Origin of the sequence: Rivibacter subsaxonicus (assembly GCF_004217215.1) — a bacterium.
GTDB lineage: Bacteria > Pseudomonadota > Gammaproteobacteria > Burkholderiales > Burkholderiaceae_C > Rivibacter > Rivibacter subsaxonicus.
Genome location: NZ_SHKP01000006.1, coordinates 670,953 through 694,490, shown reverse-complemented (window position 1 = coordinate 694,490; position 23,538 = coordinate 670,953). Strand labels below are relative to the sequence as shown.

The following is a 23,538-nucleotide window of genomic DNA, read 5'->3' as shown; positions in this document are numbered from 1 at the left end:
AAGCTCTTCTCGGCGAGCTTGGCCTGGCGACCGATCTTGGACTGCTCGATGATCTTGACGATGATGATGTACCAGCTGCCCATCGACATGATCAGCAGCAGCACCAGCACCACCTTGGCCACCGCGTCCGAGCCCTTCCACAGCGCTTCCAGGCCGTAGGGGTTGTCGATCTTGGCGTCAGCCTTGGCCACCGGCGCGTTCGCCAGGTTGGGCACCGCCGCTTCGCTCGCGGCTTCAGCTGCCGCTGCGGCCGGCGCGGGGGTCTGGGCCTGGGCTTCGGGCGCATACAGGCCCGCAGCGGTGGTCATGGAAACGGCGGCCAGCAGAGCGGCCAGGGAGGTCGAGAGCTTGCGGAACATGAGGTCTCCGGTCGGGCGGGATGAACGGGATCGGTTCGGTGGAGCATCGTCCTGGCAGCGGCTTCCGGGTAGGAAGCGTAGGCCCGTGGACGACGTTGATGCGGCTAGCAGTCCGCAACGCCTCTGGACAAAGAGGAGCGCAACTTTGGAAAGCCTTTGATTATCGCTGTTTCGCGGCCGAACTCGGCTGCAGCGCTTAGTCGTGGACACCAAAAAGTGCGACTAGTTGATGAAAGCCGCACCCGCTGTCGGACGAAATGGAAAGGCAAACAAAAAAAGCCTGTGGGCCAGAGGCCCACAGGCTTTCGATGCGACGTCTTCTTAGATGTTCGGGACTAGCCGGAGACGGGACTGCTTGCCTCCGGCGGGTACCCGTGCAACTTAGAAGCTGTAGCCGGCGCGCGCGTAGAAGGTACGGCCAGCCGGGTCGGTGAAGCGCGGGTCGTAGCCGGTCTGGAACGTGCCTGCCTGGTTCGAGAACGGCGGGGCCTGGTCCATCAGGTTGCGGATACCGGCGGTCAGCGACAGGCCCTTGAGCGGCTGCCAACCAGCGTAGATGTCGACCGTGTAGTACGACTTCACGTGGTTGTAGAACTCGGGGTCAACGAAGTTCTCGTCAACGTAGCTCGACTTGTAGCGATGCACCATGCCGGCAGACCAGGCACCGCTGGACCAGTTGATGTTGATCGCTTGCTGCCAACGGAAGATCGGGCCGGCATCGACGAACATGCCCACGTTCTGGACCCAGTCACCGCCGATTTCGCGCTGGTACTCGTACTCGTTGACGTAGGTGCCGTTGAAGCCGAACGTGAAGGTCGAGCCGGCGGCACGCAGACGGTAGTTGGCCGAGAGGTCGATACCGTTGGTGTTGAGGTCACCCAGGTTCTCGTTCGGGGCGACCACGAAGCCGGGGTTCGCACCGTCCGGCGACAGCGTGCCGTTCGCGTCACGCTGGTAGCGAGCGGCGTACTTGACCGGATCGTTGAAGATCAGCTGTTCCGGCAGCTGGGTGATCTGGTTCGTGATCTTGATCCACCAGAAGTCGATGCCCAGGGTCAGGTCGGCGACCGGCTCCACCACGATGCCGAAGGTCAGGTTCTTGGCCTTCTCCGGCTGCAGTTGCAGGTTGCCGCCGCGCTGGATCAGGAACTGCTGATTACAGTCGCGGCCCGGGTCGGTGTTCGGGGTGTTGACGCCATCCGCGCCATCCGGGCACAGGACCGGGTCATCGTAGGAGTTGCCGGTGAAGGTCAGCGTGCGCGGGGCATACAGCTCATACAGCGACGGGGCACGGAAGCCGGTCGAGTAGGAGCCACGGGCCAGCACTTGCTGCGACGGCTGCCAACGGAATCCGACCTTCGGGTTGGTCGTGTTGCCGAAGTCGCTGTAGCGGTCGTGACGCAGCGCGGCGGTCAGTTCCAGCGTCTTGGTGACGGGCAGGTTCAACTCACCGTAGAACGCGCTGACGTCGCGCTTGCCATTGACGGTGCCCGACTCGTCGACGCCGGTGCTGGCGGCCTGCGAGGCGATGGCGACGTTGATGACGTTGTCGAACTCCTCCTTGCGGAACTCGGCGCCGAGGGCCAGCGCGGCCGGCCGGCCCGAACCGAACCAGTCACCGAGCTCACGGCTGACGCGACCGTCGACACCGTAGACGGTGCCCTTGCCGGTCTGCAGTTCACCGCGCAGCGCGGCGTCCTGGAGGTACTGCGTTCCAGCGGCGGTCTGCGGGCCGAAGGGATTGAGGATGCCGCCGGTAATACCGTCGGTGATCATCTGGTCGTTGTTGTAGCCACCGATCAGCTTGTCGATGACTTCGTTCTCGTTGTAGAAGAACGCGGCCTGGTAGTCCCAGCTGGCGACCACGCCCTCGACCGAGCCGACGAAGCGCTGTTGCACGTTCTCGGTCTCGCCAGTGCGGCCACCGGCAGCGGCGGAGCGCCAGTTGACGCCGATCGGCAGCGACGGGTCGATCGTGAAGTTGGTCGGCGCCGGCGTGATGCCGTTGCCGGGGAAGAACGGCGACGACGAGGTCATCGTCAGGCCGGTCTGCGGCACCGGCGACAGGACCGCCGTGTTCAGGTTCGAGGTGCGGAAGTATTCGAGGGCGACGGTGTGGTCGTCACCCAGCTTGGCCGAGGCCTTGCCGAAGAACGAGAGGCGCTCCGACTCAGGGACCAGGTCGATCCAGCGGGTGAAGTCGTAGCGGCAGCCGGTGCCCGAGGGGTACGACAGCGGCAGGTCGCAAGCCGGTGCGGCCGGGTTCGCCGTGAAGGTGCGGCTGGTCGCGCCGGTGACCGGATCGGGCGGAATCGCCTGACGCTGGCTGTAGGTGGCGGGGAAGGTCGTGCCCGAGTCACGGAACACGCCGCGCGACGGGATGATGCCGGTCGAGCCGAAGGCACGCTGGTCGGCGCCGATGGGATCCTGCTTCTGGTAGTCGAGGACCGCCATCAGGTTGAAGCGGTCCTTGTCGAGGTCGCCGAAGCCGTAGCCGATGTTGGCGTTGTAGGCCTTGCCACCGCTGGCCTGCGGGATGTCCGCGCCGATGGTCATCGTGCCACCGGTGAAGCTCTTCTTCGTGATGAAGTTGATCACGCCGCCGATCGCGTCGGTGCCGTACAGGGCCGAGGCGCCGTCGCGCAGCACTTCGACGCGCTCGAGCGCGGCGAAGGGAATCATGTTGACGTCGGTTGCCGAGCTGTCGAAGGCGTTGTTCGCGATGCGACGGCCGTTCAGCAGGATCAGCGTCTTGTTGGGGCCAATGCCGCGCAGGTCGGCGAAGGCAGCGCCACCGCTCGAGGTACCGACCGACTGGCTGGTGCCTTGGTTGCTCTGGCTGGCGGTGATGCGATTAATGACTTGCTCAATCGTCGTGACGCCTTCCTTCTTCAGTTCCTCGACCTTGATGATCGTGATGGGAACTGCAGTCTCGGCGTCGATGCGCTTGATGGCCGAGCCGGTCACTTCGACGCGCTCGAGTTGTTGCTGGGCGAGTGCGAGCGTCGATGCCGACAGCAGCACGCCGCCACAGACGGCACCAATGCCGACTGCGAGCTTGGTTCGCTTAAACATTATTCAAAGACTCCTGAAAGGAAGGTTGACGTGTGAACCTCGAAGCCGGCTGAGCGCTTGTGATCGCCTGGTTGGCGAGCCACGCTCATGCCTGCATCCATGTAGTCGCGAGCAAGGCCCGTGCCGGCGTCGCCGGACAACGGACGCCCCTCTTGCGGCCATGTAAGGAAATTGTCACCGGTGGCTCAACGGCGCCAACCCAAGGGTGTTCCCCGATCGTTGAGTGGCGGCCCTGCCGGCGCCTCGCGACGCAGCTTCTCCGCTTGCCGAGAAAGTGAGGATTGGCGCGGCCTGCAGGTGATTTCAGGATTTCGGCGTCGAGGCCGGATCGTGCCGAATTCACGACGCTGCTAGGGCTGTGGCCCTAGGGCATTTGCACGGCTGCGTTGGAAGGACACAACAGGCTCGCAGACTCCCGAAGCGACCAGATGCGAGCGCCTGCGGGGTCGCGGGACGGCGGCGTCGCGAACCGCGCGCGGCTCGCGACACCGGCCCTATCACCGATCCGTTGGTGCCTCGCGCACGGGCGTCGCGAGCGCGTGAAGAAGTGCCGCTGTCGCCCGGCGAATCAGGCCGCGGCGGTCATGCGCGGCACCGCGGCCAGCAGGCGCCGCGTGTACTCGGCACGCGGCGCGCCGAGCACCTCGGCACAAGCGCCGCTCTCCTCGACGCGGCCGCGATTCATCACCACGACTTCGTCGGCGATGTACTCGACCACACCGATGTTGTGCGTGATGAAGAGGTAGCTCACGCCCATCTCGCGCTGCAGTTCGGCCAGCAGGTTGAGGATCTGGGCCTGCACCGACACGTCGAGCGCCGAGGTCGGCTCGTCGCAGACGATGACCCGCGGTTCGACCGCGAGCGCGCGCGCGATGGCGATGCGCTGGCGCTGGCCGCCGGAGAACTCGTGCGGCCAGCGCTCGAGCGCGTCGCGACGCAGGCCGACGCGATCGACCAGTTGCTCGAGCCGCGCGCGACGCTGGCCGGCATCCATCTCGGGGCGCAGCGTGCGCAGGCCCTCGTCGAGTACCTCGTGCACGCGCATGCGCGGATTGAGCGAGGCGAAGGGATCCTGGAACACGATCTGCACGTCGCGGCGGGCTCGTTGCAGGGCCTCGCCCTGTAGCTCGAACAGGTTGCCGTGGCCCTCGAGCCGCGCCACTCCGTCGATGCGGCCGACGCCGCGCAGCAGCTGCAGCAGCGCCTTGCCGGTGGTGGTCTTGCCGCAGCCCGACTCACCCACCAGCGCCAGCGTGCGGCCGCGGCCGAGCGTGAAGCTGACGTCGTCGACCGCGGCGAATTCACTCTGTACGCGCTGCAGCAGGCCGGCACGGATCGGGAAGCGGACGCTGAGGTGCTCGACCGACAGCAAGGTGGTCGCCGCGACATCGACAGGCGCATCGGCCGCAGCCGGTGCCACGGCGGTCGCCACCGGCAAGGCCGTCGAAGCGGCAGCCTGCGGATCGAACAGCACGCAGCGCACCTCGTGCTCGGCGCCAACGGCCACCTGGCGCGGCAGCGTGCTCGCGCAACTGGCGAGCGCGCGATCGCAGCGCGGTGCGAAGCGGCAGCCTTCGAAGCTCAGCCACAGCGGCGGCACGGTGCCGCCGATCGCCGCCAGCGGCTCGCCACGGCGCGCCGCGTCGGGCAGCGCGCGCAGCAGCAACTGGGCGTAGGGGTGGCGCGGCCGGGCGAAGAACTCGGCCGCCGGCGCGACCTCGACGATCTGGCCGGCGTACATCAGCGCGACGCGGTGCGCCATGCCGGCCACCACCGCGAGGTCGTGCGTGATCAGCAGCAGGCCGAGGCCGCGCTCGCGCTGCAGGTCTTTGAGCAGATCGAGGATCTGCTTCTGGATCGTCACGTCGAGCGCGGTGGTCGGCTCGTCGGCGACCAGGAAGTCGGGCTCGGCGGCGAGCGCGATGGCGATCATCACGCGCTGCTTCTGGCCGCCGGAGAGGCGGAACGGGTACTCGTCGATGCGCCGCTCGGGCTCGGGAATGCCCACGCGCGCCATCCACTCGATGGCCTTGGCGCGCGCTGCGGCGCCGCGCAACGACGTGTGGGCCTCGATCGCCTCGATGATCTGGTCGCCGACCTTCATCACCGGGTTCAGGCTGGTCGCCGGCTCCTGGAAGATCATGCCCAGGCGCCCGCCGCGCACCTCGCGCATGCGCGACTCGCTGAGGTCGAGCAGATCGAGCCCCTGCCCTGCGGCCTGGTCGCGATGTTCCTGTGCGATCACCGAGCCGCGAAGCACGCGGCCGTTCTCGGGCAGCAGGCGCATCAGCGCGAGCGCGGTCATGCTCTTGCCGCAGCCCGACTCGCCGACCAGCGCGAAGGTCTCGCCGCGCTGGATCGTCAGGTTGAGGCCATCGATCGCACGCACCAGGCCGACCTCGGCATCGAGCGCGACCTCGAGTTCGCGCACCTGCAGGGCCTCGACGTGGGCCGGGATCTCGCCGGCGGCGGCACTGGCCGCCAGCCTGCTGGCGGTCGGCGCGTTGGCGGCGACAGCGGCCGGCACGGATTTCAGGACGGAGGACATGGGGTCAGGCCCTTTCCGCTGCGGCAACGACCACCGGGGTCGCGGCGACAGGCGCCGGACGACGAGCCAGGCGCGACCAGCGCGGCCGGAAGGCGCGTGCGCGCGGATCGAAGGCGTCGCGCACGCCGTCGGCAAAGAGGTTGGCGGCCAGCACCAGCGTGACCATGAAGCCGAAGGCGGCGGCAAAGCTCCACCAGACCACCGGGTCGCGGCTCATCTCGCTGCGCGCGAGGTTGATCATGCCGCCGAAGCTGTTCATCGACGGGTCGACGCCGACGCCGACGTAGCTCAGCACCGCCTCGTAGAGGATCAGCGAGGAGAACTCGAGCACCGTGGTGATCAGCACCAGGTGCATCACGTTGGGCAGCACGTGGCGGCGCATGATGCGCAGCGGCCCGACGCCGAAGGCGGTGGCGGCCTGCACGTAGTCGAGTTCGCGGATCTTCAGCGTCTCGGCGCGTACCAGCCGGCACAGGCTGGCCCAGCCGGTGACGCCGAGGATCACGCACAGCAGCAGCAGGCGGATGTCGGCGCGCTCGGCGCCGGTCTCGAAGACCTCGGGATGCTTGTCGATGAAGACCTGCACCATCAGGATGCAGGCGGCGATCAGCAGCACGTTGGGTACCGAGGACAGCACCGTGTAGAAGTACTGGATGGCGTCGTCGACCCAGCCCTTGAAGTAGCCGGCCAGCACGCCCAGCACGATCGCCAGCGGCAGCGTCGCCAGCGTGGCCAGCGTGCCGATCACGAAGGCGGTGCGCAGGCTCTTGAGCGCCTGCAGCAGCACGTTGTTGCCGGTTCGGTCGGTGCCGAGCACGTGGTACCAGTCCATCAGTGCCATCGTCGGTCCGGCCAGCAGCGCGAGCAGCGCGACGGTGACCAGCGCCGCGCGCACCGGCAGGTCGGTGTCGTTGTGCCGGACCTCGGCGGCGCTGCGGGCAAACGGCATCGCGTGCGAGCGCGCGCGCAGCCCCACCACCACGGCGGCAAAGGCCAGCGCGAACAGCGCACCGCCGAGCAGGCCGGTGGCGGTGCGGCGCAGCACGTCAGGCCGCCATTCGGTGGCCGGATCCTTGAGATGCGCGCCGCCGAACTCGAGCCGCGGATGACTGCGCGTGACGACGCCGTCCTCCTCGACGCTCTGCATCGTCAGGCCCTCGTAGGCCAGCGGCCGCGAGTAGCTCGCCTCGCGCATCGCGATCTGGCGCGCCAGCAGCAGGTCGAGCACCGACTCGGCCTTCGACGAGAAGGCCGGCGCATCGCCGTTGGCGGTCGGCAGCGCACGCCGGAAGTGCACCGAGTCGAGGGCCGCCACCAGCAGGCAAAGCCCGAGCACGATCGCCGCCGCCATCGCCGGTGCGGTGGCAAAGGCCTTGCGCCAGGTGCGCCACTGTTCGGGGCTGCGATGCAGTCGCCAGGCCTGCCACAGCACGCCGAGCACGAGGAACTGGATGACGATGTCGGTCCAGAGGAGAACGAATTTCGGCATCACGACGGAGCCCCTGGAAGACTTAGCTCAAGCGGACCCGCGGGTCCGCCAGCGTGTAGAGCAGGTCGATCACGATGAACGAGATCACGTAGAGCGCGGCGCCGAGGAACACCATGCTGCGCACGATGGCGAAGTCCTGGCCGCTGATCGCGTCGATCACGTAGGCACCGAGCCCCGGGATGCCGAAGAAGCTCTCGAACACCAGGCTGCCGAGGAACACGTACGGCAGGTAGCCGCCGGCGCTGGTCATGATCGGGATCAGCGCATTGCGCAGCACGTGGCGGTAGAGCACCACGGTTTCCTTCAGCCCCTTGGCGCGCGCGGTGCGCACGTAGTCGCGGCCCAGTTCCTCCAGGAACATCGCGCGGTACAACCGTGCCTCGCTGCCCAGCCGCGCGACCAGGCTCAGCAGCACCGGCAGCACCAGGAAGCGCAGCGCGTCCCAGCCACCGGCGTAGCCCGAGATCGGCGCCAGCTTGAAGACGCGCGAGAACAGCCACTGGCCGACGATGATGTAGAACAGCGCCGAGATCGACAGCATCAGCACGCACAGCACCACGCCCCAGAAGTCGAGCTTCGAGTGGCGGAAGAAGACCAGCGCGAGCGAGAACACCACGCTGACGAAGAGCTGCAGGATGAACAGCGGCAGCGCCAGCTGCAGGCTGGCCGCCATGCGGGCCCGCATCTCGTCGCCGATGTCACCGGCGCTCTCGGCGTCGGCGCGGCCGAACTCGAGCTTGAACAGGCTGACCGAGCGTTCCCAGAAGATCGTCTCGGTGAACTTCTCGCTGCCGGCCCTGGCCGTGTTGACGTAGAGCGGCTTGTCGTAGCCGCGCTCGCTCTTCCACTTGTCGATCTGGTCCTGCGTGACACGCTTGCCGCCGATGTTCAGGCGCGCCATGTCGTCGGGCGTGTTGACCGTGAAGAACAGGAAGAAGGTCAGCAGGTTGACGCCGATCAGGATCAGCACGCCGTACAGCACGCGGCGAAGAAGGTACGCGCCCATGATCAGATGTTCCCGGTGACAACTTCGCCGCGCGCGGTGCTGCGCTCGCGCCGGCGGTGGATGCGCAGGCCGATGCCGACCAGCAGCGCGAGCACCGCCGCCATCAGCACCAGCGGCCACCACTGCGGATGGTTCCACTGCGACTGCAGCTCGACGCGCTGCTTCGGGTCGATGCGGTAGTAGCGCGCCATGTCACGCACCATCACGCCCGGCTTGCCGTTGTGCAGCCAGGGCTGGAAGGCGCCTTGCGCGAAGGGGAAGAAGCCCCAGGCCCACGGCGAGTCCTCGCGCAGGATCGCGAACATCTCGTCGATCAGCTTCTGCTTCTGCGGGCCGTCCTCGAGGAAGCGCAGTTGCTCGTAGCGCTTGTCGTACTCGGGGTTGCTGTAGTTGGCGGCGTTCTCGCCGTCGACCTTGGCCTTGGCGTTCGGGCCGTAGAGCATGAACAGGAAGTTCTCGGCGTCGGGGTAGTCGGCGAACCAGCCCCACCAGAAGATCTGCTGCTTGCCCTTGCGCATCTTCTCCTGGAACTGGTTGTAGTCGGTGGCGCGGATCTCGAGCGTGATGCCGAGCTTGGCGAACTGCTTGACCATCCAGTCGAGCTCGGCCTTGATCTCTGGCGTCGGAGTGCGCTGGTAGTCGTAGCTCAGCACCAGCGGGCGGCCGTTCTTCTCGTCGCGGCCGTCGGCGTAGCCGGCCTCAGCCAGCAACTTGCGCGCTTCCTCGATCGGGCGCCGCTGGACGACACCATCGACAAGCTGGTGGGTGATGGGGTTGAAGTCCGTGCCGTGGCGCGAGCCGAACAGGCCGGCCGGCAGCGGGCCATGGGCCGGCTCGCCCGACTTGTTGGGGAACACGCGCACGTACTCCTCCCAGTCGATCGCGATCGCCAGCGCCTGGCGCAGCTTGCGATTCTTGGCCGCCTGCTCGGGCGTGTCGCCCTTGCCGACCACCGGGTCGAGCCAGTTGAAGCCGAGGTACCAGTTGGAGACGTCGCTGACGCGGGGCAGCTGGATGCCACGCTCGGCAAACAGCTTGCGCACGCTCTCCGAGTCGTCGAGGTCGGCCTGGAACTCGACGCCCCAGTCCGGGCGCTCGATCTCGGGCACGTCGAAGTAGCCCTGCATGAACTTGGCCTTGAACGGCACCTTCTCCTTCTCGCGCGTGAAGACGATGCGATCGACGAAGGGCATCGGTTTGCCGCAGTCGGCCAGCAGGCCCTTCTCCTGGTCGCCGGGCGCGCCCTCGCAGGGGTAGAGATCGTCCTTGCGGTACTCGGGGTTGCGCACCAGCACATGGCGGCGGTCGCGGATCGCCTCCACCTGCATGTAGGGACCGGTGCCGACCGGCCAGCGGTCGAAGCTCAGGCCGGCCTGCGCCATGCCGGGCTGCGAGTAGAAGGCGTCGGCCTCCCACGGCACCGGCGCCATGAAGGTCATCGCCATCCAGTAGTTCCACTGCGGATACTTGCCCTTGACCTTGATGCGAAGCGTGTGGTCGTCGAGCGCGGTGGCGCCGGCCAGCGGCCACTGGCGGAAGTCGAGGAAGGGCTTGTCCTGGCTGGCGGGGTCGAGCCCGGCACGCAGCTTGGCGTCCTGTTCCTTGATGAAGGGACCGTATTCCTTGAGGCCCTCGACGTAGGCCGAGAACACCGAGTAGATCGGCGCCTGGATGCGCGGCGTGGCGTGACGCTTGATGGCGTAGACGAAGTCGTCGGCCACCAGTTCGCGCGTGCCCTGGTGCTTGAAGTCGCCGGGGGCGCGCTTGTCGCCGATGTCGGTCGCGCCCAGCGCGTGGTCGGTGTGATAGCGCAGGCGACCCTGCTCGTCGCGCGCGAAGGCCGGGTGCGGCGCGAACTTCACGCCCTTGCGGATCGGGATGTCGTAGACCGAGAGCGCGATCTGCTCGCCCGGCGCGTCACTCGGCAGCGGCTTGCCGGCAGCATCGAAGTACTTGGGCTGCACCACCTCGGCCGCGGCACGCGGAATCAGCGTGTACGGACGCTTCAGGTAGTGGTAGCCGTAGAGCGGCTCGTAGACCTGGTACGAGATCTTGGTCTCGTCGTTGGAGTACGAGGCGGTCGGGTCCAGGTGATGCGGCGAGCGCTCCTGGAAGCCGGCGAACAGCGTGTTGGTCCCCGCCTCGTCGGCCGGATAGGGGTTGTTGTTGCAGCCGACCAGTCCGATCGCGAGGACCAGTGCCATGCCGAGCCGGGCACCGAGGTCTGGGCGGGAGGCGCGCAACGAGAGCGAGTTCGCCACTGGGAAAGCGTCCGTGGTTCGGGTGGATGGAGAGGCCGGCAGCCAGCTGCAGCTCGTGACCGCAGGCGCACAGGGCGAAACCGTTGATGATAACGGCGCGGCTCCGCTCGCCGAAGGGTGCAGACCCCTATCGAGCGCCGTGCAAGGGCTGCGGTTCCTAGAGTCCGGGCTCTAGCCCCAGTGCAGCAGCACGTCGCGCCGGTCGACCGCCAGCGTGATCTTTCGACCGACCGGCAGGCAGACCTTGGTCGGCACGTGGCCGAAGGGCAGGCCGGCCAGGATCGGCGTCGCGGTTCGTCCGCGCAGATGCTCGATCGCGCTCTTGAGCGTGTAGCCGCGATCGAGCGGCGAGCGCTTCCAGTCGCTGAAGGCGCCGAGCACGATCGCCTTCTGCGCGTCGAGCACGCCGGCCTGGTGCAGTTGCAGCAGCATGCGCTCGACGCGATAGGGATGCTCGCTGACATCCTCGAGGAACAGAACTCCACCCCTGACGCGCGGGAAATGGGGCGTGCCCAGCAACGAGACGAGCACGCAGAGGTTGCCGCCCCACAGCGTGCCGTTCGCCTGCAGTCCGTCGAAGCCGGCTTCGCTGCGCAGCGCGGCGGCCTCGCGAAACCCGACCGCCTCGAGTTCGCCGTGCATGGCCTCGACGAAGCAGGCCTCGGTCACGTCGTCGACGGCGCTCGATCCGGCGGCGGGGCCGAAGTCCTCGCAGGCATGCGGGCCGGCCCACATCGGGGCATCGGCGCCGATCGCCTTGTGGGCCAGCGCCGCGTTGTGCAGCGCCGTGTGGTCGCTGAAGCCGACCCAGCGGGTGCCGGCATCGACGCTGCGCCCGACGCGCGCCCAGTCGATGCGGTCGAGCAGGCGCGTCAGGCCATAGCCGCCGCGGCTGCCGAGTGCAACGTCGGGCTGCGCGTCGGCAATGCGGTGCAGCGCCGCCAGGCGGGTGTCGTCGTCTCCGGCAAAGCGCTGCGAGCGTGCGGCCGCCGCGGGATCGATGTCGACCGCGAAGCCGAGCTTCTGCAGATGCCGCGCCGCGCGGCGCAGCGCGGCCGGTTGTGCGACGACGCCAGCCGGCGACCAGATGGTCAGCGACTGCGGCGCCGGATCGACTGCAGACCCGTGCTCCGGATGCGGGTGAGCGTGCGAGTGATGGTCGTGAGCTGCGGATGTCATTTCTGGTTTCGATGCGGCGTTGAATCGGGCAAGGGCGAGTCGCCCAGTTCAGTGGCTTCGGCAACCGGCAGGGGCTCGTCCGGCGGGCTCCCCTCCCCGCGTGCCGCGGCTCGCATCGCCCTGGCCTGGCTGCGCCGCTCGGCAAAGAACTCGCGCAGCAGCGACGCGCACTCGTCGGCCAGCACGCCGCCCTGCACCCGCGTGTGGTGATTGAGTTGCGCCTGCGCGAACAGGTCGATCACCGACCCGGCCGCGCCGGTCTTGGGGTCGGGGGTGCCGAACACCACGCGCTTGAAGCGCGCGTGGATCAACGCCATCGCACACATCGCGCAGGGCTCGAGCGTCACGTAGAGCTCGCAGTCGGGCAGGCGGTAGTTGCCGACCAGCTGCGAAGCGTGGCGCAGGGCCACCATCTCGGCATGCGCGCTCGGGTCATGGGTCGTGATCGGGCGGTTGTAGCCGGTGGCGATGACCTGCGGCACGCCGTCGGCGCCGCGCCGCATGACGACGGCGCCGACCGGCACCTCGCCGGCGAGCCAGGCGTTGTGCGCCTGGTCGAGCGCGATGCGCATCGCGTACTCGTCCTGCACCTGGGCAAGACCCGGCTCGGCCGACGTGTCGCTGGCGGGCGCGCTCATTGGTCCGCCGCGTTGGTGCGCGCCGCTTGCGCCTGCGTCGCGCGCGTCAGGTCCTGTTGAACCTGCTGTTGCAAGGCGCGGGTCTGTGCGCGAAGGTCGGACGCCGACGCGCCGGCCGACGCCGGCGCCACGGCCACCGCCTGCACCTGTCGCCTGGCCAGCGAAGCCATGACCGCCAAGGCGATCACCAGTCCCAACACGCCGAAGATCATATTCATCAAAGCAGCCCTTGCCCATGCGATGGCCGATGGATTGCGGCCCGTGCGGGCCGGCCCCATTGTCTCAGCGCCGCGCCGCCACCGGCAGTCGCGTCGCAATCCGGCTCAGCCGCGCAGCGGCCAGCGCCCCAGCGCCACGTGCAGGCTCTGGCCGACCAGGCTGTGCATCAGCACGAATTCGCGCACGGTCCAGGTGATCGGCTCGACCGCAAGTTCCTCGACGCCGTGATCGTCGTACAGCAGCGTCACGTGCGGCGTGTAGAGCGCCTCCGTCGGCGGTCGCCGCCCGCGCGCGCAGACCGCCGTCACCAGGGCCTGCTGCAGCGCCTGCAGCGGCGCCAGCCGCTCGCCGCCGCACAGCACGAGCGGACGGTTGCGAGCCCGGCGAAAGCTCAGCACGCGGTCGAACTCGATCTCGAAGGGCGGCAACTCGATGCTCGCCGCCGCCTGCCTGGCCAGCGCCACCAGTTCGGGCGGCAGGCCCGGATAGACGCCGAAGGGATGCAGGGTCGCATGCAGGCGATCGGTCCGGAGCGGGCGACCGCGCAGCCCATGCTCGTCGCGCAAGGATTGCGCGAGCGCGGCGATCCGCGCCGCGGCCGCCGACTCGGGAAGCACGGCGAAGAACAGGCTGTCCCTGGCCGGCGGCGCGGCCTCGAATCCATCCAGGGCGAACTGCTGATCGGAGGCACTGCCGCGGGCCAAGGCAGCTACTCCCACTCGATGGTCGCAGGCGGTTTGCTCGAGACGTCGTAGGTCACGCGGTTGATGCCACGCACCTCGTTGATGATGCGGCTCGAGACCTTCTTGAGCAGCGCGTAAGGCAGCTCGGCCCAGTCGGCGGTCATGAAATCGGAGGTCTGCACCGCGCGCAGCGCGACCACGTAGTCGTAGGTCCGGCCGTCGCCCATCACGCCCACGCTCTTGACCGGCAGGAAGACCGCGAAGGCCTGGCTCGTCAGCGCATACCAGCTCTTGCCGCTGGCGGGGTCGATCGTGTTGCGCAGTTCCTCGATGAAGATCGCGTCGGCACGGCGCAGCAGCTCGGCGTAGTCCTTCTTCACCTCGCCGAGGATGCGCACGCCCAGGCCCGGGCCCGGGAAGGGATGGCGGTAGACCATCGCCGGCGGCAGCCCGAGCGCGACGCCCAACTCGCGCACCTCGTCCTTGAACAGCTCGCGCAGCGGTTCGAGCAGCTTGAGCCCCAGCGTCTCGGGCAGCCCGCCGACGTTGTGGTGACTCTTGATCGTCGTCGCCTTCTTGGTCTTGGTGCCGCCGCTCTCGACCACGTCGGGATAGATCGTGCCCTGGGCCAGCCACTTGGCGTTCACGAGCTGCTTGGCCTCGCGCTGGAAGACCTCGACGAACTCGCGCCCGATGATCTTGCGCTTCTGCTCAGGATCGCTGATGCCCTGCAGGTGGCCGAGGAACTGCTCGCTCGCGTCCACATGCACGACCCTGGCGTGCAGCTTGCCGGCGAACATCTCCATCACCTGCTTGCCTTCATCGAGGCGCAGCAGGCCGTGGTCGACGAAGACGCAGGTCAGCTGGTCGCCGATCGCGCGATGGATTAGCGCCGCGGCCACGCTCGAATCGACGCCGCCGCTGAGGCCGAGGATCACCTCTTCGCTGCCGACCTGCTCGCGGATCTTCTGCACCGCCTCGGCGATGTAGTCGCCCATGATCCAGTCGCCCTTGGCGCCGCAGACCTGGCGCACGAAGCGCTCGTAGATCGCCTGGCCCTGCAGCGTGTGCGTAACCTCGGGGTGGAACTGCAAGGCGTAGAAGCCGCGCGCCTCGTCGGCCATGCCGGCGATCGGGCAGGTCGGCGTGCTCGCCATCAGCTTGAAGCCGGGCGGCAGCGCGGTGACCTTGTCGCCGTGGCTCATCCAGACCTTGAGCATGCCGTGGCCTTCAGCGGTGGCGAAGTCCTGGATGCCGTCGAGCAGGCGGGTGTGGCCATGAGCGCGCGCCTCGGCATAGCCGAACTCGCGGTGGTCGCTCCACTCGACCTTGCCGCCGAGTTGCACCGCCATCGTCTGCATGCCGTAGCAGATGCCCAGCACCGGCACGCCGAGATCCCAGACCGCCTGCGGCGCGCGCAGCTCGTGGTCTTCGTAGGTGCTGGCGTGACTGCCGCTGAGGATGATGCCCTTGGGCGCGAACTCGCGGATGAAGGCGTCCGACACATCGTTCGGATGGATCTCGCAGTACACCTGCGCCTCGCGCACGCGCCGCGCGATGAGCTGCGTGACCTGGGAGCCGAAGTCGAGGATCAGGATCTTGTCGTGCATGGTGGTTCTCGCCTGTTCAGGCAGCGGTGCGACCGGCGGCCGCCAGTCGGGCGCGGCGCACGCCGCGGAAGTGGGTCCAGGCCAGCAGCAGCGCCATGCCCTGCAGCAGGGCGCAGAAGTAGAACGGTGCACCGACCCGCCAGTCATTGGCCGGCAGGTGCGAGACCACGCCGATCAGCGGCGCGCCGAGCACCGGCGCGATCACCGCCATCAGGCTGTTGAGCGCGCTGACCGAGCCCATGGTCTTGCCCTGCTCGGTGGCAGCGGCGGCGCCGGAAATGATGCTCTGGATCGAGGCGGTCACGGTGAAGCCGAGCAGGTTGGCAAAGATCACGGCGTACATCATCCAGCCCTGCGTGGCCATGCCCCACAGCGCGAAGGCGATGGTCGACGACACCAGGCCGGCGAGTGCCAGCCGCTGCGGAGAAAAGCGCTTGAGCAGGCGCCCGAGCAGCAGGCCCTGCACCAGCGCCGACATGATGCCCACCGCGAACAGCGACCATCCGTTCTCGGCCGGCCCCCAGCCGAAGCGCAGGCCGGTGTAGAGCACCCACGAGGTGTACATCGTGAACTGGGCCAGGCCGGTACAGGCGATCACCGCCACTAGCAGGCCGACGCCCTTGAGGCGCGTGAGCGCGCGCAGTGAGTTGATCGGGTTGGCCGCGGCCCAGCTCATCGGCCGCCGGCGCTCGGCCGGCAGCGACTCGGGCAGCACGAACCAGCCGTAGAGCAGGTTCAGCAGCGCGAGCGTGCCGGCGGCGAAGAAGGGCAGGTGCAGGTCGATGCCACCCAGGATCCCGCCGACCACCGGGCCGAGGATGAAGCCCAGGCCGAACATCGCGCCGAGTTGGCCGAAGCGCTTGGCGCGCTTCTCGGGCGCGGTGATGTCGGCGACGTAGGCGTTGGCCACCGCAGCATTGGCCTGCATCGCACCGCCGACCAGCCGCACCGCGATCAGCATCCACAGCGCGGTCGCCAGCGCCGTCGCAAAGAAATTCAGCGCCAGGCCGCAGAAGCCGATCAGCAGCACCGGCCGCCTGCCGTAGCGGTCGGACAGGCCGCCAAGGATCGGCGCGCCGAAGAAGTTGGCGATGCCGAAGGCAAAGGCCACCGCGCCATACCAGAAGGCCTGCTCGGCCGGATTGGCGGTGAAGGTGCCGACCAGCGCCGGCAGCACCGGCACGATGAGGCCAATCGACACCATGTCGATCAGCACCGTGATCAGGATGAAGGGCATGGCCGCCTCGCGTGCGCCGGATGGCACGGGGATGGCGGCTGCGGTATCGGGAGCGCTCAATCAGTTCTTCTTGAAAAGACGAACCGCCCAGGCAAGGTGGGCGGTTCGACGGGGACTGCAGGAAGGGATCTCAGTCGGCGCGGTAGTTTGGCGCTTCCTTGGTGATCTGCACGTCGTGCACGTGGCTCTCGCGAATGCCGGCCGAGGTGATCTCGACGAACTCGGCCTTGTCGTGCAACTCGGCCACCGTGGCGCAACCGCAGTAGCCCATGCTGGCGCGCAGGCCGCCGGCCATCTGGAACAGGATCGCGACCACCGAGCCCTTGTAGGGCACTCGGCCCTCGATGCCCTCGGGAACCAGCTTGTCGTTGTTGGGGTTGCTGGTGGCGTCGGTTTCCTGGAAGTAGCGATCGGCCGAGCCGGCCTGCATCGCGCCGATCGAGCCCATGCCGCGATAGCTCTTGTAGCTGCGGCCCTGGAACAGCACCACCTCGCCGGGCGCCTCTTCGGTGCCGGCGAACATGCCGCCCATCATCACGGTGCTGGCGCCGGCGGCGATCGCCTTGGCGATGTCGCCCGAGTAGCGGATGCCGCCGTCGGCGATCAGCGGCACGCCGCTGCCCTTGAGCGCGGTGGCGACGTTGTCGATCGCCATGATCTGCGGCACGCCGACACCGGCAACGATGCGCGTGGTGCAGATCGAGCCGGGGCCGATGCCAACCTTGACGCCGTCGGCGCCGGCCTCGGCCAGCGCCAGCGCGGCGGCACCGGTGGCGATGTTGCCGCCGATCACGTCGACGTTCGGGTAGTTGTGCTTGACCCAGCGCACCCGGTCGAGCACGCCCTTGCTGTGGCCATGGGCGGTGTCGACCACGATCACGTCGACGCCGGCCTTGGCCAGCAGCTCGACGCGCTCCTCGGTGCCCTCGCCCACGCCGACCGCGGCGCCGACGCGCAGCTTGCCCTGCGCATCGCGCGCGGCCAGCGGGAACGAGGTCTGCTTGGTGATGTCCTTGACCGTGAACAGGCCGCGCATCTCGAAGGCGTCATTGACGACCAGCACGCGCTCGAGCTTGTGCTTGTGCATCAGCGCCTTGGCATCGGCCAGCGAGGTGCCGTCGCGCACCGTGATGAGGCGCTCGCGCGGGGTCATGATCTCGCGCACCGGGGCGTCGAGACGGGTCTCGAAGCGCAGGTCACGGCCGGTGACGATGCCGACCACGGTGCCGTTCTCGATGACCGGGAAGCCCGAGATGCCGTGCTGGCGCGAGAGCTCGATCACGTCGCGCACGCGCACGCCGGGGGCGATGGTGATCGGATCGCGCAGCAGGCCCGATTCGTAGCGCTTGACGCGCGCCACCTCGGCCGCCTGCTGCTTCGGGCTCAGGTTCTTGTGGATGATGCCGATGCCGCCTTCCTGCGCCAACGCGATGGCCAGGCGGGCCTCGGTGACGGTGTCCATCGCGGCCGACACCAGCGGCAGGTTCAGCGCGATGTTGCGGGACAGTCGGGTCGCAAGCGAGGTGTCGCGCGGCAACACCTGGGAGAACGCGGGCACCAGCAACACATCGTCGAAGGTGAGCGCTTTGCCTAGAAGGCGCATGGGGAGAACTCCAGTCGCAAAGCGAAATTATACGGAGCGCCACAGTCGGGCGTCGCCGCACGCCGGACGAGACTTAGTTCACACGCTGCCGCTAACGCCGCGCGCAGGCCCGCCGCTAAACTTCGATGCATGATGATTCGCCCCGGTTTTCGAGCTCTGGCCATTGCCTTCGCGCTGTGCGCGGTCGCCTCTCTTGCGCAGGCGCAGTGGAAGTGGAAAGACGCCAGCGGGCAGGTGCAGTACAGCGACCGGCCGCCACCGAATGGCGTGGCCGACAAGGACATCCTGCTGCGTCCGGCGCCGCCGGTGACGCGCGCGCAACCCGTGGCAACACCCGGCAGCGCCCCACCCGCCGCGGCGGCCTCGGCTGCCGCCGGAATCGATCCGGCGCTGGAGGCGAAGAAGAAGCAGGCCGACAAGCAACTGGCCGACGCCGACGCCGCGAAGAAGAAGGCCGAGGAAGAAAAGATTGCACAGTCGCGCGCCGCCAACTGCCAGGCAGCCCAGTCCAATCTGCGCGCCCTTCAGGACGGTCAGCGCATCGCGCGCACCAACGAAAAGGGTGAACGCGTGTTCCTCGAAGATGCCGAGCGCACGCGCGAGATCGAGCGCGCCAGGCAGGTCGTCGCCACCGACTGCAAGTAGTCGCTCAGCGGCGTTGCCGCGTGCGCTGGCCGCGATAGCGCTCGCGCCGCGCCTCCTTCGGATCGACCCGGAGTTCGCGGTAGAGCTCGACCCGATCGCCGTCGCGCAGCGGCGCGCCCGACGGGCAACTTCGGCCCCAGATGCCCAGTCGGCTCGCGGTCGCGTCGATCTGCGGATGGCGCTCGAGCAGGCCGCTGGCGTGCAGCGCCTGCAGCGCCGTGCTGCCGGCCGCCAGCGTCAAGCTGACCAGATCGACCTCGCCGGCACGCGGGCTGTAGGCCACCTCGACGCTGATCGACGCCGGCTCAGCGCGCACCGTAGACCTGCTCGGCCCGCTTGACGAAGGCATCGACCAAGGTGTGCGCGATGCGATCGAAGACCGGGCTCACGACGGCCTCGAGCGGCGCGCTGCTGAAGGCGTAGGCCAAGTCGAACTCGATCTTGCAGGCATTCGGCGCATCACCCTCGGCCGCGGTCGGTGTGCCGAGCGGCAGGAACATCCAGCTGCCCTCGAGCCTGGAGAACGGCCCGTCGACCAGTTCGACGCGCACCGAGGCATTCCTGGCGTGCGTGTTGCGCGTCGTGAATGCGTGGCGCACGCCGTGGTAGTTGAGGTGCAGACGCGCGGTCGCACCGTCGGCGTGCTCCTCGAGGAGCTCCGCGCGCTCGCACCAGGGCAGGAACTTCGGATAGTCCGCCACCGTCGTCACCAACTCGTACATCTCGCGAGCGGAGTACCACAGCAGGACCGATTTCTTGACGTGCTTCATGGCTTCTTAGAATCAGGCAATTCTATTGAGAGCATTCATGGCCACAGCCAAGAGCAGCGTCACGGCAAGCAGGATCGCCGAAAACAAGAAGGCCTTCTTCAACTATTCGATCGAGGAGCGTTTCGAGGCCGGCATCGTGCTCGAGGGCTGGGAGGTCAAGGCGATCCGCGCCGGCCAGGTTCAGCTGACGGATGGCTACGTGCTGATCCGCGACGGTGAACTGCACCTGATCGGCTGCCTGATCAACCCCTTGCGCACCGCCTCCACCCACGTCCATCCGCAGGCCGAGCGCACGCGCAAGCTGCTGATGAAGAGGGAGGAGATCCGACGCCTGATCGGCAAGGTCGAGCAGAAGGGCTTCACGCTGGTGCCGCTGAACCTGCACTACAAGGGCGGACTGGTGAAGGTCGAGGTCGCGCTGGCCAAGGGCAAGGCCGAGCACGACAAGCGCGAGACCGAGAAAAAGCGCGACTGGGAGCGCGAGAAGGGTCGCCTGATGCGGACCAAGGTCAGCGTCAAGCCTGGCAAGGGCTGATCAGGCGCGGATCGTTGCCGCATCCGGCACGGTGCGCGGCGCGGCCAGCCAGCGGCCGGCCGGCCGTTCGACCCAGCGGTGGAACAGTGCTCCCGCAAGCACGCTGAGCGCCCACGCCAGCCCGATGCCGGCCGCCTGCAACGCCGGCTCGGCCGGCACGAAGGCGTCGAAGGCCGCGTTGACCAGCAGGCAGATCGGGAAGTGCACCAGGAACACCGCATAGCTGATCCCGGCCAGCCAGCGCGTCGCCTGCGCCGCGCTGCCTCGCAGCCAGTCCATGCGCCCCTCGACCAGCGCCACGAACAGCGCGACCGAGACCGCCAGCGCGATGCGCGTGCGCCACTCTAGGCCGAGCGCGACCAGCACCAGCAGCGCCATCGCCAACGCCGGCACACGCGGGCGGCCGGCCGCAAGCCACCAGGCGCTCAGCACGCCGAGACCGTAGCTGCCAAAGAAGTACGGGGCCGCCACGTCCCAGTCGGCGTCGCGGTTGAAGCGCAGCAGCGAGGCCGCGACCAGCGCAGCCACGAACCACGGCGCCAGCGGTTCGCGCAGGCGCAGGCGCTTGCCGATGCCGGCAGCGACCGCGAGCAGCAACAGCAGCAGCGCGAACAGCTGGAAGTCGATTGCGACGTACCAGACGCCGGCCGACAGCGCCTCGATGTCGAGGACGTCCTGAAGCAGCGCCAGATGCGCCAGCACTTGGGGCAGCGACGGCGCCGCAGGGATGGAGTCGTGCTCCATCCAGCGTCGCGCGACCGCGGCCGCCAGCAGCGCCAGCACCAGCATGCTCGCCAGTGGCAGCACCAGCCGCAGGTAGCGCCTTCGCAGTTGCTCGAGCACCGGGCGCAGCCGGTGCTGGTTCGGCCGCAGTTGCATCAGCGGCGCCAGCTGGCGAGCGGCGAGGAAGCCACCGAGCACCAGAAAGACCTGCACCGCCAGTCGCCCATGCTGCGCGAGCCAGCCGAAGAGTGCCGGCGCCAGCAGCGCGGCGTGGTCCGACATGGGGCCGTAGAACGCGAGGTGGTGCAGCACGATCAGCTGCGAGGCCACCGCCTTGAGCAGGTCGACGTGCAGCAGCCGCGATGCCGGCAGGCTCAACGCGCGTCCCCGGCAAGGACGCCCAGAGCCTGCCCGAGGTCCTCGATCAGGTCATCCACGTCCTCGAGGCCGATGCACAGGCGCACCAGTCGTCCCAGGTACGGCGTGCCGAGGCTGCGCATCGAGGCCGCGTCGTAGGGCACCGCCAGGCTGATCGGACCACCCCAGCTCCAGCCGATGCGAAAGCGGCGCAGCGCATCGACGAAGGCGTCGACCTGCTGCGGCGTGTGTGCGACCTTGAACTCGAGCGTCAGCAGGCCGGCGGCGGCGCTGCAAAGCGCGGCCCAATGCTCGTGGCCGGGCGCTCCCGGCAGCGCCGGGTGCAGCACGCGCTCGATCTCGGACCGCTGCGTGCACCACTGCGCGATGCGGCGCGCGGCGGCATCCTGCGCCGCGTAGCGCAGCGGCATCGACGGCAGCGAGCGCAGCACCGCCTCGACGTCGTTGGCGCCGACGCCGAGGCCGAGCCGACTGTGGGTCCAGGCCAGGGTCTCGTGCAGCGCGTCGTTACGGGTGGCGACCGAACCCATCAGCAGGTCGCCGCCACCCGAGGGATATTTGGTGAGCGCATGCACCGTAAGGTCGACCGCGAGCCCCTCGCCAAGCTCGAAGGCATTGAAGGCAACGCCGGCACCCCAGGTGTTGTCGAGCGCGAGCACCAGATCGGGCCGGCCGGCCTCGCGCGCGGTGCGCACCAGCGCGCGCAGGTCGGGAAACTCCAGCGTCACCGAGCCCGGCGCCTCGAGCCACAGAAGCCGGGTCGCCGGGTTGATCGCGGCGCGCAACGAGGCCACGTCGAGCGGGTCGTAGAGCCGGGTCGTGATGCCCCAGCGCGCCAGTTCATGGCGCGCGAAGTTCAGGCTCGGCGCGTAGACGTTGTCGGGCAGCAGCATCTCGTCGCCGGGCGCGAGCAGCGCCTGGTCGACCAGCGTGATCGCGGACAGGCCGCTCGGCGCCAGCAGCACGTGGCGCGCACCTTCCAGCGTGGCCAGGCGTTGCTCGAGCATGAAGCTGGTCGGTGTGCCGTGCAGGCCGTAGGTGTAGCCGCTCTTGTCGACCCAGCGCTGGCTGCGCAGATGCGCCACGTCCCGGAAGAAGACCGTCGAGGCCTTGTGCACCGGCACCGCCGGCGACTCGAAACCCTCGGGGGCGCGGTAGCCGTGGTCGATGAGTTCGGTCGCCTTGCCCGTCATCAGACGACCTCGGCCACCAGGTCGTGACCACGGGTGCCGACGATGCGCGCGCGCACGAAGTCGCCCACCTTGTAGGTCTTCGAGGCCTTGCTCGGCGGCAGCAGCTGCACGGTGCCGTCGATCTCAGGCGCGTCGGCGTAGCTGCGTGCGACGCCACCCTTGCGGCCGAGCGCGCTGGCCTGGTCGACCAGCACTTGCATCGTCGCGCCCACCTTCTGCTGCAGCTTGGCTGCAGAAACAGCTTCGGCCACCGCCATGAAGCGCGCGCGGCGCTCCTCGCGCAGTGCATCGGGCACCGGATTGGCGAGCTGGTTGGCCGTGGCACCGTCGACCGGCGAGTAGGCAAAGCAGCCGGCGCGGTCGATCTGCGCCTCCTGCATGAACTCGAGCAGATGCTCGAACTCGGCTTCGGTCTCGCCCGGGAAGCCGGCGATAAAGGTCGAGCGGATCACGATCTGCGGGCACAGCTCGCGCCAGCGCGCGATGCGCTCGAGGTTGCGCTCGCCGCTGGCCGGGCGCTTCATGCGCTTGAGCACGTCGGGGTGCGAGTGCTGGAACGGCACGTCCAGGTACGGCAGTACGCGGCCCTGTGCCATCAGCGGAATGATCTCGTCGACATGCGGGTACGGGTAGACGTAGTGCAGCCGGACCCAGGCGCCATAGGGCTCGGCGATGCGGCCGAGTTGCTCGACCAGGTCGAGCATGCGGGTCCTGACCGGCTTGCCGTCCCAGAAGCCGGTGCGGTACTTCACGTCGACGCCGTAGGCCGAGGTGTCCTGGCTCACCACCAGCAGTTCCTTGACGCCGCCCTCGAACAGCGCCCTCGCCTCCTTCAGCACGTCGCCGACCGGGCGCGAAACCAGGTCGCCGCGCATGCTCGGGATGATGCAGAAGCTGCAGCGATGGTTGCAGCCCTCGCTGATCTTGAGATAGGCGTAGTGCCTGGGCGTGAGCTTGATGCCGGCCGGTGGCACCAGATCGATGAAGGGATCGTGCGGCTTGGGCACATGGGCGTGGACCGCGTCCATCACCTCCTGCGTCGCGTGCGGGCCCGTTACCGCCAGCACCTTCGGGTGCACCTCGCGCACCAGGTTGCCGCCGTCGGCCGCGGTCTTGGCGCCGAGGCAGCCGGTGACGATCACGCGGCCGTTGGCGCTGAGCGCCTCGCCGATGGTGTCGAGGCTTTCCTTGACCGCGTCGTCGATGAAGCCGCAGGTGTTGACGATCACCAGGTCGGCGCCCTCGAAGGTCTTGCTGGTCTGGTAGCCCTCGGCCGAGAGCTGGGTCAGGATCAGCTCGGAGTCGGTCAGGGCCTTCGGGCAGCCGAGCGAGACGAAGCCGATCTTCGGCGTCGTGGCGGCAGTGGCGAGAATTTCGGTCATCCCCC

19 protein-coding genes and 1 pseudogene are annotated in these 23,538 nt (G+C 68.4%); 2 read left to right on the top strand and 18 right to left on the bottom strand.

Features of this window, described 5'->3' with window-relative positions:
* The 13 genes and pseudogenes from EV670_RS18760 to guaB form a co-directional block, all read right to left on the bottom strand.
* Positions 1 to 359, bottom strand: a pseudogene (locus tag EV670_RS18760) (MotA/TolQ/ExbB proton channel family protein); the annotation flags it as partial.
* Between the two features lie 381 nt (positions 360 to 740).
* On the bottom strand, positions 741 to 3,434 hold the full coding sequence (locus EV670_RS13180; protein WP_130432763.1) for a TonB-dependent receptor: 2,694 nt from the start codon (positions 3,432 to 3,434) through the stop codon (positions 741 to 743).
* 568 nt (positions 3,435 to 4,002) lie between these two features.
* Positions 4,003 to 5,892, bottom strand: coding sequence for an ABC transporter ATP-binding protein (locus EV670_RS13175; RefSeq protein ID WP_423213584.1), 1,890 nt, complete (start codon positions 5,890 to 5,892; stop codon positions 4,003 to 4,005).
* A gap of 94 nt (positions 5,893 to 5,986) precedes the next feature.
* Positions 5,987 to 7,471 (bottom strand): ABC transporter permease, encoded by a 1,485-nt coding sequence (locus EV670_RS13170; protein WP_130432759.1) that lies wholly within the window; start codon positions 7,469 to 7,471, stop codon positions 5,987 to 5,989.
* A 22-nt stretch (positions 7,472 to 7,493) separates the two neighbouring features.
* A complete protein-coding gene (locus EV670_RS13165; protein WP_130432757.1) occupies positions 7,494 to 8,477 on the bottom strand; it encodes an ABC transporter permease in 984 nt (327 codons plus the stop codon).
* A 2-nt stretch (positions 8,478 to 8,479) separates the two neighbouring features.
* Positions 8,480 to 10,681 (bottom strand): ABC transporter substrate-binding protein, encoded by a 2,202-nt coding sequence (locus tag EV670_RS13160; protein WP_130432755.1) that lies wholly within the window; start codon positions 10,679 to 10,681, stop codon positions 8,480 to 8,482.
* A gap of 228 nt (positions 10,682 to 10,909) precedes the next feature.
* Positions 10,910 to 11,917 carry an LD-carboxypeptidase gene (locus EV670_RS13155; RefSeq protein ID WP_130432753.1) on the bottom strand — a complete coding sequence of 336 codons (1,008 nt, stop codon included), beginning with the start codon at positions 11,915 to 11,917 and terminating at the stop codon, positions 10,910 to 10,912.
* The gene (gene tadA / locus EV670_RS13150) at positions 11,914 to 12,555 is read right to left on the bottom strand and encodes a tRNA adenosine(34) deaminase TadA (RefSeq protein WP_130432751.1); all 642 of its coding nucleotides are present in this window, start codon (positions 12,553 to 12,555) and stop codon (positions 11,914 to 11,916) included. The genes EV670_RS13155 and tadA overlap by 4 nt, the downstream gene beginning before the upstream one ends.
* Positions 12,552 to 12,773, bottom strand: coding sequence for a hypothetical protein (locus EV670_RS13145; protein ID WP_130432749.1), 222 nt, complete (start codon positions 12,771 to 12,773; stop codon positions 12,552 to 12,554). Before EV670_RS13145 ends, tadA begins: the two co-directional genes overlap by 4 nt.
* A gap of 105 nt (positions 12,774 to 12,878) precedes the next feature.
* On the bottom strand, positions 12,879 to 13,478 hold the full coding sequence (locus tag EV670_RS13140; RefSeq protein ID WP_242616946.1) for a 2'-5' RNA ligase family protein: 600 nt from the start codon (positions 13,476 to 13,478) through the stop codon (positions 12,879 to 12,881).
* 5 nt (positions 13,479 to 13,483) lie between these two features.
* Positions 13,484 to 15,067, bottom strand: coding sequence for a glutamine-hydrolyzing GMP synthase (gene guaA, locus EV670_RS13135; RefSeq protein WP_130432747.1), 1,584 nt, complete (start codon positions 15,065 to 15,067; stop codon positions 13,484 to 13,486).
* Between the two features lie 16 nt (positions 15,068 to 15,083).
* Complete coding sequence (locus EV670_RS13130; protein ID WP_242616945.1) at positions 15,084 to 16,304, bottom strand: MFS transporter; 1,221 nt, start codon at positions 16,302 to 16,304, stop codon at positions 15,084 to 15,086.
* A gap of 130 nt (positions 16,305 to 16,434) precedes the next feature.
* Entirely contained in the window at positions 16,435 to 17,907 is a 1,473-nt protein-coding gene (gene guaB / locus EV670_RS13125; protein WP_130432743.1) for an IMP dehydrogenase, read from the bottom strand.
* Positions 17,908 to 18,036: 129 nt separating this feature from the next.
* On the opposite strand from guaB, the gene EV670_RS13120 reads away from it, so the two are divergent.
* The gene (locus tag EV670_RS13120) at positions 18,037 to 18,552 is read left to right on the top strand and encodes a DUF4124 domain-containing protein (protein WP_130432741.1); all 516 of its coding nucleotides are present in this window, start codon (positions 18,037 to 18,039) and stop codon (positions 18,550 to 18,552) included.
* Positions 18,553 to 18,556: 4 nt separating this feature from the next.
* Here EV670_RS13120 and EV670_RS13115 read toward each other — a convergent pair whose 3' ends face one another.
* Entirely contained in the window at positions 18,557 to 18,868 is a 312-nt protein-coding gene (locus tag EV670_RS13115) for an RnfH family protein (RefSeq protein WP_242616944.1), read from the bottom strand.
* Positions 18,858 to 19,322: a type II toxin-antitoxin system RatA family toxin gene (locus EV670_RS13110; RefSeq protein ID WP_130432737.1), complete on the bottom strand. Its 465-nt coding sequence runs from the start codon at positions 19,320 to 19,322 to the stop codon at positions 18,858 to 18,860. The genes EV670_RS13115 and EV670_RS13110 overlap by 11 nt, the downstream gene beginning before the upstream one ends.
* A gap of 37 nt (positions 19,323 to 19,359) precedes the next feature.
* On the opposite strand from EV670_RS13110, the gene smpB reads away from it, so the two are divergent.
* The gene (gene smpB, locus EV670_RS13105; RefSeq protein WP_130432735.1) at positions 19,360 to 19,857 is read left to right on the top strand and encodes an SsrA-binding protein SmpB; all 498 of its coding nucleotides are present in this window, start codon (positions 19,360 to 19,362) and stop codon (positions 19,855 to 19,857) included.
* Here the strand turns inward: smpB and EV670_RS13100 are convergent, their stop codons facing one another.
* The 3 genes from EV670_RS13100 to rimO are packed head-to-tail and all read right to left on the bottom strand — an operon-like array spanning position 19,858 to position 23,533.
* Entirely contained in the window at positions 19,858 to 20,958 is a 1,101-nt protein-coding gene (locus tag EV670_RS13100; protein ID WP_130432733.1) for an acyltransferase family protein, read from the bottom strand.
* The gene (locus EV670_RS13095) at positions 20,955 to 22,151 is read right to left on the bottom strand and encodes a PLP-dependent transferase (protein WP_130432731.1); all 1,197 of its coding nucleotides are present in this window, start codon (positions 22,149 to 22,151) and stop codon (positions 20,955 to 20,957) included. Before EV670_RS13095 ends, EV670_RS13100 begins: the two co-directional genes overlap by 4 nt.
* Positions 22,151 to 23,533: a 30S ribosomal protein S12 methylthiotransferase RimO gene (gene rimO / locus EV670_RS13090; RefSeq protein WP_130432729.1), complete on the bottom strand. Its 1,383-nt coding sequence runs from the start codon at positions 23,531 to 23,533 to the stop codon at positions 22,151 to 22,153. Before rimO ends, EV670_RS13095 begins: the two co-directional genes overlap by 1 nt.
* Between the last annotated feature and the right edge of the window lie 5 nt (positions 23,534 to 23,538).